The sequence below is a fragment of the Micrococcales bacterium genome (genome assembly GCA_016703125.1).
Taxonomy (GTDB): domain Bacteria; phylum Actinomycetota; class Actinomycetes; order S36-B12; family UBA10799; genus JADKAV01.
Map to the genome: position 1 here is coordinate 15,872 of JADJCR010000008.1, position 14,605 is coordinate 30,476.

General features: G+C 68.0%; 14 protein-coding genes. 10 read left to right on the top strand and 4 right to left on the bottom strand.

Annotated elements, in window-relative coordinates; genetic code table 11:
- Positions 1-268: 268 nt before the first annotated feature.
- Both IPG68_12590 and IPG68_12595 read right to left on the bottom strand, forming a co-directional pair.
- Complete coding sequence (locus tag IPG68_12590) at positions 269-2,500, bottom strand: 4Fe-4S dicluster domain-containing protein (GenBank protein ID MBK6764048.1); 2,232 nt, start codon at positions 2,498-2,500, stop codon at positions 269-271.
- Between the two features lie 66 nt (positions 2,501-2,566).
- Positions 2,567-3,610, bottom strand: coding sequence for an acyltransferase family protein (locus tag IPG68_12595; GenBank protein ID MBK6764049.1), 1,044 nt, complete (start codon positions 3,608-3,610; stop codon positions 2,567-2,569).
- A 100-nt stretch (positions 3,611-3,710) separates the two neighbouring features.
- Here IPG68_12595 and ppk2 point away from each other — a divergent pair, with 100 nt between their 5' ends.
- The 9 genes from ppk2 to IPG68_12640 all read left to right on the top strand — a co-directional run bounded on the left by ppk2 (position 3,711) and on the right by IPG68_12640 (position 10,963).
- Positions 3,711-4,520, top strand: a complete 810-nt coding sequence (gene ppk2 / locus IPG68_12600; GenBank protein MBK6764050.1) for a polyphosphate kinase 2 — start codon at positions 3,711-3,713, stop codon at positions 4,518-4,520.
- 76 nt (positions 4,521-4,596) lie between these two features.
- Complete coding sequence (locus IPG68_12605; protein MBK6764051.1) at positions 4,597-5,115, top strand: hypothetical protein; 519 nt, start codon at positions 4,597-4,599, stop codon at positions 5,113-5,115.
- Between the two features lie 32 nt (positions 5,116-5,147).
- Positions 5,148-5,675 (top strand): copper resistance protein CopC, encoded by a 528-nt coding sequence (locus IPG68_12610; GenBank protein ID MBK6764052.1) that lies wholly within the window; start codon positions 5,148-5,150, stop codon positions 5,673-5,675.
- Complete coding sequence (locus IPG68_12615; GenBank protein ID MBK6764053.1) at positions 5,665-7,662, top strand: bifunctional copper resistance protein CopD/cytochrome c oxidase assembly protein; 1,998 nt, start codon at positions 5,665-5,667, stop codon at positions 7,660-7,662. Before IPG68_12610 ends, IPG68_12615 begins: the two co-directional genes overlap by 11 nt.
- A complete protein-coding gene (locus IPG68_12620; protein ID MBK6764054.1) occupies positions 7,659-8,291 on the top strand; it encodes an SCO family protein in 633 nt (210 codons plus the stop codon). The genes IPG68_12615 and IPG68_12620 overlap by 4 nt, the downstream gene beginning before the upstream one ends.
- Positions 8,292-8,307: 16 nt before the next feature.
- Entirely contained in the window at positions 8,308-8,841 is a 534-nt protein-coding gene (locus tag IPG68_12625; GenBank protein MBK6764055.1) for a copper chaperone PCu(A)C, read from the top strand.
- Positions 8,838-9,965, top strand: coding sequence for a Dyp-type peroxidase (locus IPG68_12630; GenBank protein ID MBK6764056.1), 1,128 nt, complete (start codon positions 8,838-8,840; stop codon positions 9,963-9,965). Before IPG68_12625 ends, IPG68_12630 begins: the two co-directional genes overlap by 4 nt.
- Before the next feature lie 45 nt (positions 9,966-10,010).
- Positions 10,011-10,532: a hypothetical protein gene (locus tag IPG68_12635; GenBank protein MBK6764057.1), complete on the top strand. Its 522-nt coding sequence runs from the start codon at positions 10,011-10,013 to the stop codon at positions 10,530-10,532.
- Positions 10,532-10,963 carry a type II toxin-antitoxin system PemK/MazF family toxin gene (locus IPG68_12640; protein ID MBK6764058.1) on the top strand — a complete coding sequence of 144 codons (432 nt, stop codon included), beginning with the start codon at positions 10,532-10,534 and terminating at the stop codon, positions 10,961-10,963. The genes IPG68_12635 and IPG68_12640 overlap by 1 nt, the downstream gene beginning before the upstream one ends.
- Positions 10,964-11,096: 133 nt before the next feature.
- Here the strand turns inward: IPG68_12640 and IPG68_12645 are convergent, their stop codons facing one another.
- On the bottom strand, positions 11,097-12,494 hold the full coding sequence (locus tag IPG68_12645; protein ID MBK6764059.1) for an aspartate aminotransferase family protein: 1,398 nt from the start codon (positions 12,492-12,494) through the stop codon (positions 11,097-11,099).
- The gene (locus IPG68_12650; protein MBK6764060.1) at positions 12,491-12,934 is read right to left on the bottom strand and encodes an Lrp/AsnC family transcriptional regulator; all 444 of its coding nucleotides are present in this window, start codon (positions 12,932-12,934) and stop codon (positions 12,491-12,493) included. The genes IPG68_12645 and IPG68_12650 overlap by 4 nt, the downstream gene beginning before the upstream one ends.
- A 169-nt stretch (positions 12,935-13,103) precedes the next feature.
- Here IPG68_12650 and IPG68_12655 point away from each other — a divergent pair, with 169 nt between their 5' ends.
- Positions 13,104-14,540 (top strand): aminobutyraldehyde dehydrogenase, encoded by a 1,437-nt coding sequence (locus IPG68_12655; protein ID MBK6764061.1) that lies wholly within the window; start codon positions 13,104-13,106, stop codon positions 14,538-14,540.
- The last annotated feature ends 65 nt before the right edge of the window (positions 14,541-14,605 follow it).

The window sequence follows — 14,605 nt, forward strand, 5'->3', positions numbered from 1 at the left end:
ATGCCCGGTATCGCCTGATTCGGGTCGGGATTCCACGCCACAACTGGGCGATGGAGGGGGCCCCGCGCCCAGTTGTGGTGGGAGCGGAGTCCAGCGGTTACCGGTTGGGTGGATGAGCCCCACGCACCACAAGTGGGCGATGTGGAGCGGTTCAGGGCCGGATCCGCCCACTTGTGGGCCGGGAATGCCCGGTATCGCCTGATTCGGGGCGGGATTCCACGCCACAACTGGGCGACAGAAAGAGGTCCCGCGCCCAGTTGTGGTGGAACTACTTCCGGACGGCGTCCAGCAGCATGACCGCGACGTCCTTCACCTGGACGTTCTCGCCGGCTGCACCCTCGGACTGCCGCGCGGTCACGCCGTCGCTGAGCATCACGTTGCAGAACGGGCAACCGACAGCAACCGTGGTGGCGCCGGTCCCCAGCGCCTCGTCGGTGCGGTTCATGTTCACCCGGGTGCCGAGGGTCTCCTCCATCCACATGCGGGCCCCGCCGGCGCCGCAGCAGAAGGACCGCTCAGCACTGCGCTCCATCTCGACGATCGTCACGCCGGGGACTCCGGCCACGAGTTCACGCGGCGGCACGTAGATCTTGTTGTGCCGACCGAGGTAGCAGGGGTCGTGGTAGGTGACCTTCTCGTTGACGTGCTGGACCGGGGTCAGCCGTCCGTCGTTGACGAGTTTGGCCAGCAGCTGCGTGTGGTGCACCACCTCGTAGTCCCCGCCGACCTGCGGGTACTCGCGGCCGATCGTGTTGAGGCAGTGCGGGCAGGTGACCACGATCTTGCGCGCCTTGATCTCGTTGAGCATCTCGACGTTCTGCATCGCCTGCATCTGGAACAGGAACTCGTTGCCCGCGCGGCGCACCGGGTCGCCGGTGCAGGTCTCACCCTCGCCGAGGACCATGTACTTCACGCCGGCCTCGTTGAGCAACTCCGCAACGGCCTTGGTGGTGGCCTTGGCGCGGTCCTCGTAGGCGCCGGCGCAGCCGACCCAGAAGAGGTACTCGACGTCGGCCGGGATCTCCTCCTCGCCCTCGGCACCGAACACCGGGACCTCGAAGTCGACCTCCTCGATCCAGGCGTTGCGCAGCGAGGTGTTCATGCCCCACGGGTTGCCCTTCTGCTCGACGTTCTTGAACAGACCGCCGAGCTCGGCCGGGAACTCCGACTCGATCATCACCTGGTTGCGGCGCATGTCCACGAAGTGGTCGATGTGCTCGATGTCCACGGGGCACTGCTCGACACAGGCGCCGCAAGTGGTGCAACTCCACAGCGCGTCAGTGTCGATGACCGGACCCTCGTGGCTGCGGTGACCGGCGGCGTCGTAACCGTCCGTCTCCCGGTGCTCATCGAAGTCGCGCTCGCCGACCAGCGGGCGCTGGACCTCGGTGGCGACCTTGTCGCCGACCTTGACGAGGACCTCCTCGTTGCGCTCACCCATCTCGTCGGGGGTGCCGGCGGTGGCCAGCAGGTACGGGGCGGAGGCGAACAGGTGGTCGCGCAGGTCCATGATCATCAACTTGGGCGACAGGGGCTTGCCGGTGTTCCAGGCCGGGCATTGGCTCTGGCAGCGCCCGCACTCGGTGCAGGTGGCCATGTCGAGCATGCCCTTCCAGGTGAAGTCGTCGATGCGCCCGCGGCCGAAGGTGGCATCGTCAGCGGGGTCCTCGAAATCGATCTTCTCCGTGCCGGAGTACATCGGCAGCAGCGGCCCGAGGGCGTTCGGCTGCCGCTTCGCGCCGACGTTGATGGGAGCCAGGAAGATGTGCAGGTGCTTGCTGTAGAGCACAAGTACGAGGAATCCGAAGATGATGGCCAGGTTCACGAGCAGGAAGACCGTCTCGAGCCATTCGTTGGCAGCCAGGCCCAGCGGGTGGAGCAAGCCGGCCAGCCACTCGGTGGCGAAGGCGCCGCCGGAGGCGTGGAACGGGAACGCCTGGACGTATTCACCCTCCTCCAGGGTGTACTCCGCGACGTTGTACTGCGCAGCGCGCGCCACCCACAGCGTCCAGACGACGTTGAAGATCATGAACAGCACGAGCCAGGCGGCACCGGTGTGCGATCCGAAGAACCGGGAGGAGCGGCCCTGCTTCGCCGGCTGGGTGCGCAGCCGGATGATCGCGAAGATCACCAGGCCGACGATCACGAGAAGGATGAACAAGTCCTCGATGAACCCCACGACCGGCCACCGCCCGATGAACGGGATCGCGAAATCCTTGGCGATGAAGACCGCGCCGAGCGTCTCGATGATCGTCAGCACCAGGACGATGAATCCCCACATGGCGAAGACGTGCGCGGTGCCCGGGACCGTCCACTTGAGCAACTTCTTCTGCCCCAGCACCTCGGTGGCCTGGGTCTCCAGCGCGGCCGGGCGGCTCTCCGGTCGGCCGACCGTGGGCTGTCCCGAGCTGATCAGGCGGAACAGTGTCAATGCGCGGCGACCGGCGATGGCCACCACAGCGACGACCAGCAGCAGGCCGATGATGAGCCGGACAGTCATGTGATCCATAGGGACCTCCCAGTCTCATACTACTGGCGAGTAACTTGTTTTCCAGTCCGGGGATCGTCAGCGGGTGGCGGGTGCCACGTCCCGTTCGGAGGGCCCCGGGGCGCCGGGCAGGCGGAGGTCCTGCGGATGGGTGACCCACACCGGTGCCCGGAACAGCCACGCAGTCAGCGGCAGTGCGTGCAGCCACAGCGCGAGTCCGGCGACGCCGGCGGTGAGCACGAAGGGGAAGGCCAGTTGGGCCAGCGGATGGCTCACCGTCCACCCCGGCAGATACGAGGTGACGACGAACAACACGGGCCACTGCATCACGTAGACCGACAGCGTGCGGCCCCCGACGTAGCGGGCCCAGCGCGGTGCCCCGTGGCGGGTCACCAGAACTGCTAGGCCGACACCGAAGCCCAGCCAGAGCAGGCTCAGGGGCAGCAGTGACTGCCCCACCATCTCGGGGGATCGCAGGAACGCCAGGCCGGCGCCGGCGGCGAGCGCCCCGAGCGCGCTGACGTGCTGTGGCGTGGCCCTCTCTGCCGCAGTTGCGACGAGGTCCTTGAAGTAGACGCCCACCAGGAAGAAGCCGAGGTTCATGGCCATGGACGTGAAGAGCGTGCCAGGAATGAGTTGTCCGAGCAGTTCATCGGTCACGGGGCGCAAGATGTTCGGCAGCACGGCGACCACCACCACGAGCCACGCGGGCTGGTTGCGCAGCAGGCGCGCGATAACGAAGAAGAGAGCCATCGCGTAGAGGTACCAGAAGCCGGACCTGGCCATCAGGATCGATCCGACGGGGTCCTGGACCGTCACGCCGAACAGCCCGATGAAGCCGAAGTACAGCACCATCCACAGCACGTAGAGGTAGAGCATGCCCGTCGTGCGGTTCGTGGACGCCGACCAGGGCCGCCGCACGGCTGAGGCGGCCAGCATCCCGGAGACCAGGAAGAACACCGGCATGCGCAGCGGCTCGACGAGGTGGTTGAGCGTTTGCAGAGTGGTGACGACCGCACCGGTGCCACCGAGGTCGACGACGGTGTTCGAGGCGTGCATGAAGACGACCAGCAGCACGGAGACGGCCTTCACCAGGTCGATCCATTCGATACGGCGGGCCACGTACCCATGCTCACCGACCGCGCGGCTCGTCAAACGTGACGTTGGACACGTGCCCGCGTCACAAGGCGTGCACGTGCCCCCCGGTTCTAGGGTGAGCACCATGGCCAAGGATCACCAGCCCCGACTGAAGAACAAGGTCTATGAGGCGGAGTTGTTCCGCCTGCAGGCGGAACTGGTGAAGTTGCAGGAGTGGATCAAGTCCACCGGCACCCGCCTGGTCATCATCTTCGAAGGCCGGGACGCCGCCGGCAAGGGCGGTTCCATCAAACGGATCACGGCCTACCTGAACCCCCGCACCGCGCGCATCGTGGCCCTGCCGGCGCCCACGGAGCGGGAGAAGACCCAGTGGTACTTCCAGCGTTATGTCCCGCACCTGCCGGCCGCCGGGGAGATCGCACTGTTCGACCGCTCCTGGTACAACCGGTCCGGCGTGGAGCGGGTCATGGGTTTCTGCACGCTGGAGGAGTACCGGCGGTTCCTGCATCAGGCGCCGATCTTCGAGCGGTTGCTGGTCGAGGACGGCATCGTGCTGCGTAAGTACTGGTTCAGCGTCAGCGACGAGGAGCAGCAGCGCCGGTTCCAGTCCCGGGTGAAGGACCCGATGCGCCGCTGGAAACTCAGCCCCATGGATCTGGAGTCCATCACCCGCTGGGAGGAGTACAGCCGCGCCAAGGACGAGATGATGGTGCACACGGACATCCCCGAGGCGCCTTGGTACGTGGTGGAGAGCGACAACAAGAAGGCCGCCCGGCTCAACGTGATGAACCACCTGCTGTCATCGATGCCCTATGAGGACGTCACGGTGCCGCCGCTCAAACTGCCCGACCGGCCCGCATCGCGCGGCTACATGCGGCCCCCCAAGGACACCCAGACCCACGTGCCGGACTTCGCTGCGAGGCTGCTCGGCTGACCTGCTCGCGCGGGCCGCTCACCCCTCGTCACAGGTGTCGAGCAGCGTGGTTTCCGGGAACGGCTAGCCTGTCACTGTGAAATCGCCGGTCTCCCCGTGGCGCTGGGTGCGCGCGTGGGTGCTCGGCGGGTCGGCCGTGGGCCTGTCAGCGGGCGGGCACGTCATCGGCGGCGGCCACGCCGAACCGGTCCTGATCATCCTGCTCATGGTGGCGGCCGTGCTCGCGGCGTACGGATGGTTGCGCAGTGAACGGAGCCTGCTGGCCATTCTCGCGGCCGTTGCGGTGGTGCAGGTCGGCGCCCATGTGGTGCTCAGCGCCGGTCATGCCCACGCGGGCTCGACGGCCATGACCGTGGCCCATTTTGGGGCCGGCATCGTGCTGGCGGTGCTGCTGCGGAACGGCGAATCGCGGATCTTCGCCGCGGCCCGCCGGCGCTACCTGCAGTGGCTGATCACCGTGCGCACCGCATTGGCCGGCCTGCCGGCTCGCCGCCCCGTCGCGGCCGGCGTCGCAGTGCTGGTCAGCGGGGCGCTGCGGACCGGTATCCACAGCAATGCGCAGGGTCGGGCTCCGCCTGTCGCAGCCTTCTGCTGACCTGTTCACATCGTTCCTGATTCGGAGTCCCCATGCCTGCGCCCTTCCGGCGCCTGTGGGCGTTGCTCGCCATGGCCTTGCTGGCTGTGACTGCTGTGACGCCTGCTGTCGCCCACACCGACCTTGTTTCCAGCGACCCCGCCGACGGCCAGACCCTGTCGGCACCGCCGGAGCAGTTGACCCTGCGTTTCGGCGAGGACATCCTCGACGGTGGCGCCAGGGTGGTTGCCGAAGACGACCGTGGTGCCAAGGTGGCTCTCGGCCCGGTGCAGGTGGCCGGCCCGGACCTGATCGCCACGTGGCCGCAGACAGCCGCTGCCGGGAAGTACACCGTGGCCTGGCGGGCGGTGTCCGACGACGGTCACCCACTGGAGGGCACCTTCGCGTTCACGGTGACGTCCGCGGACGAATCCCCGACCCCTGACATCCCCACCGCCGACCCGAGTCCGGTCGCCGACGACCAAGCGCAGGGCACAGGGGTGAACCTCGCGGTGCCCGGGCTGTTCGTGATCGGGCTCGTCGCAGTGGGGCTCATCGTCTGGCGGTCGCGTGCCGACTGACACTCGCCGCCGGCCCCGCGCCAGCAGCCAGGCGCGGTGGGTCCTGCCTGCCGTGATCGCGCTGGTCGGTGGGCTGCTCGTCGGGCTGGTGGTGGGCGGCGGGGCGTCCGAACCGGTTGCCGCCGAGATCGCCGGTCCTGGCCCGCTGGTCAGTTGGGGTCTGCCGATTCTGCGGCTCATCGCGACGCTGGCCGCGATCCTCACCGTCGGTCTGCTGGTCTATGCGGCGGTGGTCGGGCCGCAGGGCCGCAAGGGGGTGCTGTCCCCGGTGGGCCGCGGCGACGTGCTGCGTGCAGCGTGGTCCGCAAGCATCTGGTCCCTGGCGAGCCTGCTCACGGCGGCATGGTCGCTGGCCTGGGCCCTCGGCCTCCCGCTGTCGCAGACCCTCACCCCGGATGTGGTCCGGACCTACGCCTGGGATGTCGACTCCGTGCGTGCCCTCCTGCTCGTGGCGCTCATCGCTGCGGTCATCGCGGTGACGTGCGTCTTCACAGCGACGGTGACAGGAGCGGGGGCGTCGCTGGCCGGTGCCCTGGTCGGCGTCGCGCTACCCGCCTTGACCGGTCACGCCTCATCGTTGGGGTCCCACGGCGTGGCGATGACCTCGGACGTGGTCCACGCCCTGGCCGTTTCCATGTGGGTCGGGGGGTTGCTCGTCCTGGTCTCCCACGCCGTGCGCGACGACCCGGGGACGCTGCGCGCCGTACCAGTGTTCCGCACGGTGGCCACGTGGTCGGTGGCGTTCCTCGCGCTGTCCGGGGCAGGGGCTGCGTTCGCCCGGATGAACTCCGTCAGCGAACTCTGGAGCACGTCCTTCGGCATCCTGATCTCGCTGAAGATCCTCCTGCTGGGCGCGTTGCTGATCACCGCGCGCACGGTGCAGGCCAAGGTCCTCGGCTCCGGCGTCGGTGCCCGCCAGGCGCTCATGCGCTTCGCCGGGATCGAGGCCCTTCTGATGGCCGCGGCCGTCGGCATCGGAGTGGCGCTCACACAGACCGCCTATCCCCGCTACGAGGTCCAGTACGCGACCAATGCCGAGACGCTGCTCGGCCAGGCTTTCCCGCCGCCGCCCACCGCGGCGAAGGTGTTCCTCGGCTGGCAACTCGAGCCCTTGTTCCTGGGGCTTGCCGTCCTCGGGATCGGCCTGTACGTGGGTGGCGTGATCCGCCTGCGCCGCCGGGGGGACTCATGGCCGTGGATCCAGACCGTCGCCTGGGTGCTGGGGTGGCTGTTCATCGTGTGGGCCACCAACGCCGGGGTGGCAACCTACGCGCTGGTGAGCCTGAAGTGGCACATGGTCTCGCACATGGTCATGTCGATGGTGGCACCCATCCTGCTCGCGATGGCCGCCCCCATGACACTCGCGCTGCGCGCGCTGCCGGTGTCCAGCGGTGGCCGCCGGGGGTCGCGCGAGTGGCTGGTGTGGGCCATGCACACATCAGTGGCCCGCTTCGTCACCCACCCGCTGTGGGCCTTGTTCGTGTTCACGATCGGCCTTTACGGGCTGTACTACACGCCGCTGTTCAGCTGGCTCATGTCCAGCCACGTCGGCCACATGGCGATGCAACTGCACTTCATCGCCTCGGGCTACCTCTTCGCCTGGGTCGTGATCCAGACCGACCCGTTGCCCCGCAACCTCCCGCACTGGCAACGGCTGCTGCTGGCCATCGTCGCCACCATCCTCCACTCCTTCTTCGCCGTGCCGATCATGATGAGCGACACCGCGTTCGGCGCCCAGTGGTACACGCAGGTGCAGCCACCGTGGATGGTCGACCTGCTGACAGACTCGCGTGAGGCCGGCGCCATCGCCTGGGGGATCACCGAGATCCCGACGTTGCTGCTCGTGGTGGCGGTGGCGGTCCAGTGGGCCCGCGATGACACCCGCGAAGCCACCCGTCGCGACCGTCGTACCGACCGGGACGGCGACGTCGAACTCGCCGAATACAACGAACGGCTGCGCCGACTGGCTGAGAGGGATGCGCGATGAGACGACTCCTGGCCGCCGCCGTCACCGCTGCCGCACTGGTCCTGGCCGGCTGCTCCTCGGAGTCCGAGGGACCGGCCGCGGTGGTCGTGGTGCCCAGCAACACCAGCGGGTTCCTGGGGACCACGCTCGACCAACCCCTGCCCAAACCCGATGTCACGCTGACCGCCACGCGCGGTGAGAAGTTCAACGTGGCGCGGGACACCAAGGGCGAAGTGACCGCCCTGTACATCGGGTACACCCACTGCCCCGACGTCTGCCCGACCACCATGGCCGACCTGAGCGTCGCCATGAACTCGCTGCCCCCGGACGTGGCCGAGAACGTGAAGGTCGTGTTCATCACGACCGACCCCGGCCGGGACACGTCCAAGGCGATCGGCAGATGGCTGAACTCCTTCGCCTGGGATGGCATCACCGGGCTGACTGGTCCGTTCCCCGACATCAAGAAGGCCGCCGATTCGGTGGGGATCTTCATCGATCCGCCGGTGAAGAATCCTGACGGCACGATCACCGTCGAACACGGCGCGCAGGTGATCCTTTTCGGCAAGGACGACCAGTCCGACCTCATCTTCACGTCCGGATTCGATGCGGCCGACGTCGCTCACGACCTGCAACGACTCGAAGCGCAGTGAAAACACGAGAGGAACAATGATGCGAAAGACGATCATGGTGCTGGCCGCCACCGGTGCCGTGGCGCTGGCGGGCTGCTCGAGCGGTTCGAGCGACACGCAGTCCAGTGCCCCTCCGGCGGGCGCGACCATCACCGTCACCGACGCCTACATCCCGCAGCCGGCATCGAACACCTCGGCGATGTTCGGAACCGTGGCCAACTCCGGTGCGGAGTCCGTGAAGATCACAGGGGGTTCTGCTCCGGACGTCGCGATGGTCCAGGTCCACGAGTTCGTGAAGCAGGGGAACACCGAGGTCATGCAGGAGGTTCCGGGGGGCCTCGAGATTCCTGCCGGCGGCAGCGTCGAACTCAAGCCGGGCAGTTATCACGTGATGCTGATGGACGTCACCGCCGACTGGAAGGTCGGGGACGAGATCCCGGTCACGCTGAACCTGTCGAACGGTGACACCGTGCAGGTGACAGCACCCGTCGAAGCCCGGGAGGGGATGAACCCCGACGGCGCGACGGAGGATGAGGGTCCGATGGACATGAGCGGCTCGCCGTCGTCATGAGCGTCTCGCGCCGGACGGTCCTGGCCGGGGGCATCCTGGCCGGGACCGCCGCCGCGGTCGGCGGTGGCATCGTCTATGCCGAGCGGCAGTCGGCCGATGACGCCGAGCAGCCGGCGTTCTACGGGGAGCATCAAGCCGGAATCGCCACACCCGCGCAGGCCCGGGTCGAACTCGTCGCGCTGGACCTGACGACGGCAAAGGCTGCACAGGTCCGGGAGCTGTTCCGCATGTGGACCGCCCTGACGGCCGGACTCTTCGAGCAGACTGCGGACGCGGACCTCTTCGCGGTCCCGGCCAGGCTGACCGCCACCTGGGGCATCGGGCCGGGCTTCCTGCCCGGTCTGGGTCTCCAGCGCCTCCAGCCCGACGGGCTGGCCCCGCTGCCGGCGTTCAGCAAGGACCAGTTGCAGAGGCGCTGGACCGGCGGGGACATGTTCCTGCAGGTCGGCGCGGACGACGCCGTCGTGGCTGCCACCGCAGCCCGGCACATGGTCGCTGCGGCCGCCGAGGTGGCGCGTGTGCGATGGTGGCAGCGCGGTTTCAGTTCGCCCACCCGGCGCAATCTCATGGGGCAGATCGACGGCACGGCGAACCTGCCCGCGGACGACGCGCTGTTCGACGAGGTGCTGTGGTCGGCCGACACCCAGCCCGAGTGGCTGCGAGGGGGCTCGTACCTGGCCCTGCGCCGGATCCGCATGGATCTCGACGCCTGGAACGAGCAACCGGTCGAGGCGCAGGAGGCCGTGATCGGGCGGTTCAAGGACACGGGTGCCCCGTTCAACGGCACGAAGGAGACCGACGCAGTGGACCTGTCGGCGCAGACCGCCCGGCGCGAACTGGTGGTCCCGTCGACGTCACACGTGCGCCTGTCCCATCCGGAGAACACCCACGGGGCGCGCATTCATCGGCGTTCGTTCTCCTACGACGACGGCTCCGATGGGGCTGGGCTGCTGTTCATGGCATGGCAGGCCGACCCGCGCACGGGATTCATACCGATCCAGGCCCGGCTGGACGTCGGCGATGCGCTGAACGCATTCACCGTGGCGCAAGGCAGCGCGCTGTTCGCGTGTTTCCCGGGCTGCGCCGAGGGTGGCTACGTCGGAGAGACCGTTTTGGAGGCGTGAGCGGGTCGGTGGCGTGGTCGTGGGCCAGCGTGGCAGTCTCGAGGGGTGCGCAGGGCGATGGCGGTGGCCGCATTGCTGCTCCTGACCGCCTGCAGTGGCCAGCCGTCGCCGCCGTCGGCCTCGCCGTCGGCCTCCACCAAGCGGACGCAGGAGTTCACCACCACCTTCACGCTGCGCACCCGCTCCTTCTACGTGGTGGGTCAGAACAATGAGAAGACGTTCGGATGGTCGCGCTACCGGGGGCGCACGCAGTTCCTCGGCGAGGCGTTCCGCGTCCAGATGCTGGTGGCCAGCGACTTCGTGCGGTCGAACGGCACGTTCGAAGGGTTCGTGAACCTCACCTCGGACAGCGGCGACATCGGCCTGCGGATCACCGGTGTCGCCCAGCCCGGTCCACAGGGCGACGGCTCGTCCTACTCGGGAGAGACCGAGGTGATCGGCGGGACGCAGACGTATGCCACCCTTGCTGGTAGGGGCCGTTTCACCGGCCAGCGGACCGGCGGGACCGGCACCCCGATCGACGTGGTTGTCACGCTGGAACTGATCAACCCGAGTGAGGAGCGGTGATGCAGGACGATGCAGACCCCCGTCCCATCCGTGGCGGCGCCTTCGACTTCCGGGGTCCGGCCATCCCCGAGTACGCCCCGGAACATGACCAGGAGCCGGATCCCGGCGAGGTGGTGTGGGCGTGGGTCCCATTCGAGGAGGACCCCAGCCAGGGCAAGGACCGGCCGCTGGCCATCGTGGGCCGGGCGGTGGACAAGCCCGCGGATCTTGTGTGCTTCCTGCTGTCCAGCAAGGACCGGTCCGGCGATGAGCAGTGGGTGCCCATCGGGTCGGGGGAGTGGGACGACGAGCACCGGCCGTCCTGGGCCAATGTCTCGCGACCGCTGGCCGTGACCCCGAACTCCGTGCGCCGCGAAGGGGGCAACCTGTCGCGCGAACAGTTCGACGCGGTCGTGGAGGCCGCCCGCCGGCGGTTCCCGCCGCACCCCTGACCGCCGGCAGGTCGTCGGACTGCTCGCGGTTCGCCGGCGTCCATCATTGGCCAGGTCTGGGTAACCTGAGCCAATTGAGTTGTCTGTGCTCACCCAACTCCGTGCGAGGGTACATACGGAGCCGCACCCGTACCTACAGGATCGACCAGGCCTGGGTGAGCACGGAGCGCAGGATCTGCTCGACCTCGTCGAAGTGCGGCTGGTCGCAGATCAACGGCGGAGCCAACTGGATGACGGGGTCCCCGCGATCGTCGGCCCGGCAGTACAAACCGCTGTCGAACAGGGCCTTCGACAGGAACCCGCGCAGCAGGCGCTCGGAGTCATCGGGCGTGAACGTTTCGCGTGTGGTCTTGTCCTTGACCAGTTCGATGCCGTAGAAGTATCCGGCCCCGCGCACGTCCCCGACGATGGGCAGGTCGTGCAGTTTCTGCAGCGTGGCGCGGAACCCGTCCTCACTGTCCCGCACGTGCGCCATGATGTGTTCGGACTCCATGAGGTCGAGGTTCGCCAGCGCGACCGCGGCGCCCACCGGGTGCCCGCCCCAGGTGTAACCGTGCAGGAACGTGTTGCGGCCGTGCGCGAACGGTTCGAACAACCTGTCGTGCACGATCATTGCGCCCATGGGCGCGTACCCCGAGGTCATGCCCTTTGCACAGGTGATGATGTCGGGCTGGACCCCGAACCGGTTCATGGCGAAGAAGTCGCCGATCCGGCCGAACGCCGTGATGGTCTCGTCGGCGACGAACAGGACGTCGTAGGTGTCGCAGATCTCCCGGACCCGTTCCAGGTAGCCAGGCGGGGGTGGGAAGCACCCGCCGGAGTTCTGGACCGGCTCGAGGAACACCGCCGCCACCGAGTCGGGCCCCTCCATCTCGATGGCCGCTTCGATCTGATCAGCGGCCCAGCGGCCGAACGCGGCCTCATCGTCGGCGTGTACCGGTGCCCGGTAGAAGTTCGTGTTCGGTACCTTGTGCGCACCGGGGACCAGCGGTTCGAAGGGGTGCTTGGCGGCCGGGATGCCCGTGATGCTCAGCGCCCCCTGCGGGGTGCCGTGGTACGCCACTGACCGGCTGATGACCTTGTACTTGTTGGGCTTGCCGGTGATCTGGAAGTACTGCTTGGCCAGCTTCCACGCCGACTCCACGGCCTCCCCGCCACCGCTGGTGAAGAACACGCGGTTCAGGTCGGCGGGGGCCAGAGTCGCCAGGCGCTCCGCCAGTTCGATCGCCGGCGGGTTCGCGTAGGACCAGATGGGGAAATGGCCGAGCGTGCCGGCCTGCTCGGCGGCAGCCCTGGCGATCTCCTCGCGACCGTGGCCCATCATCACGGTGAACAGGCCGGCTAGCCCGTCGAAGTAGCGCTTGCCCTGGTCGTCCCAGATGTACGCGCCCTCGCCGCGCACGATGACCGGCACGTGCTCGCCGTGGGAGTAGGTGGAGTGCCGGGTGAAGTGCATCCAGAGGTGGCGCCGGGCCTTCTCAGCCAGCGGGTCCGCCCCGCTCTCGGTCACCAGTTGCGGGGTGCTGGTCATTTCACGCCCCACTGGTAGGTCTGCTTGTGGATCTTGAAGTACATGTAGGTCTGCGCCGAGCGCACGCCGTCGACTGCCCGCACGTGGTTCAGCAGTCGGTAGAGGTGCTGGTCATCGGTGGCGAACACCTCCGCGAGCAGGTCGATCCCGCCGGCCGTCGAGACGAGGTAGTCGACCTCGGGGATTGCCGCGATCAGGCGGGCAGCGTCCTGGACGTCACCGTCGACCTGGATGGCGATCATGGCTGCCCGGGGATAGCCCATCTGGATCTGGTCGGTCACCGCCACGATCTGGATCACCTCGGCGTCCAGAAGCCGGCGGACCCGCTGGCGCACCGCCGCCTCCGACAGGCCGACCTCCTTTGCGATGTCGGCGTAGGCGCGGCGGCCGTCCAGTTGCAGTAGCCGGATGATGGCGCGGCTGGTCTCGTCCAGGGTCATCTCACTCACCCTGCGATTCTCACTCACCTCCCGGAGCGGGGCAATGCTATTCGTACTTTGAGCCACCCAGAACGGCTGAATCCGTAGTAGAGGGTCCGAACAAGGGGGCGACAGGGCGCGTCACTGTGGGTAGGGTGGCAGCGATCGGACGTCGCAAAGAGGAGAAGTGATGCAGGTCAACAACGTCGTCAACGGGGTCGTGGCTCCCGGCCAGGGGGATGCCCAGGATCTCATCAACCCGACCACGGGTGAGGTCTTCGGCCAGGCGCCGGTGTCGTCGCAGGCTGATGTCGACGCCGCGGTGACGGCTGCCCGCGAGGCCTATCTCGTGTGGCGCGATGTCACCCCGTCCGTGCGGCAGAAGGCCATGCTGGCCATCGCCGACCTCGTCGAGGCCAACGCGGACGAACTCGTGGCGCTGGAATCGGAGAACACCGGCAAGCCGATCCCGGTCACCATGGCCGAGGAAGTCCCCCCGATGGTCGACCAGTTGCGCTTCTTCGCCGGCGCCGCTCGCGTGCTCGAGGGCCGCGCCGCCGGGGAGTACATGGAAGGCTTCACGTCGATGATCCGCCGCGAGCCGGTGGGTGTCATCGCCCAAGTGACGCCGTGGACCTACCCGCTGATGATGGCGGCCTGGAAGTTCGCGCCGGCCACCGCGCCCGGCAACGCGGTCGTGCTCAAGCCCTCGGACACCACCCCGGTGTCGACCGCCCGGCTGGCGCAGATGATCGCCGAGGCCGAGATCCTGCCGCCCGGGGTCTTCAACGTCATCACCGGCGACCGCGACACCGGCCGGGCGCTGGTGGCCCACCCCGGCATCGACATGGCCGCGATCACCGGCTCCGTGCGTGCCGGCATGCAGGTGGCCGAGGAAGCCTCCAGGATGGTCAAGCGCGTGCACCTCGAGCTCGGCGGCAAGGCCCCAGTGGTCGTGTTCGACGACGCCGATCCCGAGAAGGCGGCCGAATGGCTCGCCGTCGCGGGCTACTTCAACGCCGGCCAGGACTGCACCGCCGCCACCCGGGTGCTGGTGCAGGACGGGCTGCACGACGACTTCGTGGCCGCGCTGGCCGAGCAGGCCAAGAACACCGCCACCACGTTCGCCAACGGCCCCACCGATGAGGACGCGCTGGTGCCGCCGTTGAACAACCTCGCGCAGTTCGAGAAGGTCATGGGCTTCCTGGAGCGCAAGCCGGGCCACGCGAACATCGCTGCTGGTGGCAGTCGTGAGGGGGACCGCGGGTACTTCCTCGAGCCCACGGTCGTCGTGGACATGCAGCAGGACGACGAGATGATCCAGAACGAGATCTTCGGCCCGGTGATGACGGTGCAGCGCTTCGACGACGAGGCGAAGGCCATCGAGTGGGCCAACGGCGTCGACTACGGCCTGGCCAGTTCGGTCTGGACGGAGAATCACGGCCGCGCCCTGCGGATGGCCAAGGCACTGGACTTCGGGACGGTGTGGATCAACACCCACATCCCGCTCGTCGCCGAGATGCCGCACGGCGGGTACAAGAAGTCGGGCTACGGCAAGGACCTGTCGATGTACGGGTTCGAGGACTACACGCGCATCAAGCACGTGATGAGTTCCATCGAGCCGTGATGCTGCGCGCGGCCCCTCGCGCGGTTCATCGTCCAACCCTCGTCTCCACCTACGGTTTCAGGAGT

Coding starts and splice junctions, on each gene's coding strand:
- IPG68_12650 (MBK6764060.1), bottom strand. CDS start 12,934: ATGACCCTGGACGAGACCAGCCGCGCCATCATCCGGCTACTGCAACTG.
- IPG68_12655 (MBK6764061.1), top strand. CDS start 13,104: ATGCAGGTCAACAACGTCGTCAACGGGGTCGTGGCTCCCGGCCAGGGG.
- IPG68_12625 (MBK6764055.1), top strand. CDS start 8,308: ATGATGCGAAAGACGATCATGGTGCTGGCCGCCACCGGTGCCGTGGCG.
- IPG68_12620 (MBK6764054.1), top strand. CDS start 7,659: ATGAGACGACTCCTGGCCGCCGCCGTCACCGCTGCCGCACTGGTCCTG.
- IPG68_12640 (MBK6764058.1), top strand. CDS start 10,532: ATGCAGGACGATGCAGACCCCCGTCCCATCCGTGGCGGCGCCTTCGAC.
- IPG68_12645 (MBK6764059.1), bottom strand. CDS start 12,494: ATGACCAGCACCCCGCAACTGGTGACCGAGAGCGGGGCGGACCCGCTG.
- IPG68_12590 (MBK6764048.1), bottom strand. CDS start 2,500: ATGACTGTCCGGCTCATCATCGGCCTGCTGCTGGTCGTCGCTGTGGTG.
- ppk2 (MBK6764050.1), top strand. CDS start 3,711: ATGGCCAAGGATCACCAGCCCCGACTGAAGAACAAGGTCTATGAGGCG.
- IPG68_12630 (MBK6764056.1), top strand. CDS start 8,838: ATGAGCGTCTCGCGCCGGACGGTCCTGGCCGGGGGCATCCTGGCCGGG.
- IPG68_12610 (MBK6764052.1), top strand. CDS start 5,148: ATGCCTGCGCCCTTCCGGCGCCTGTGGGCGTTGCTCGCCATGGCCTTG.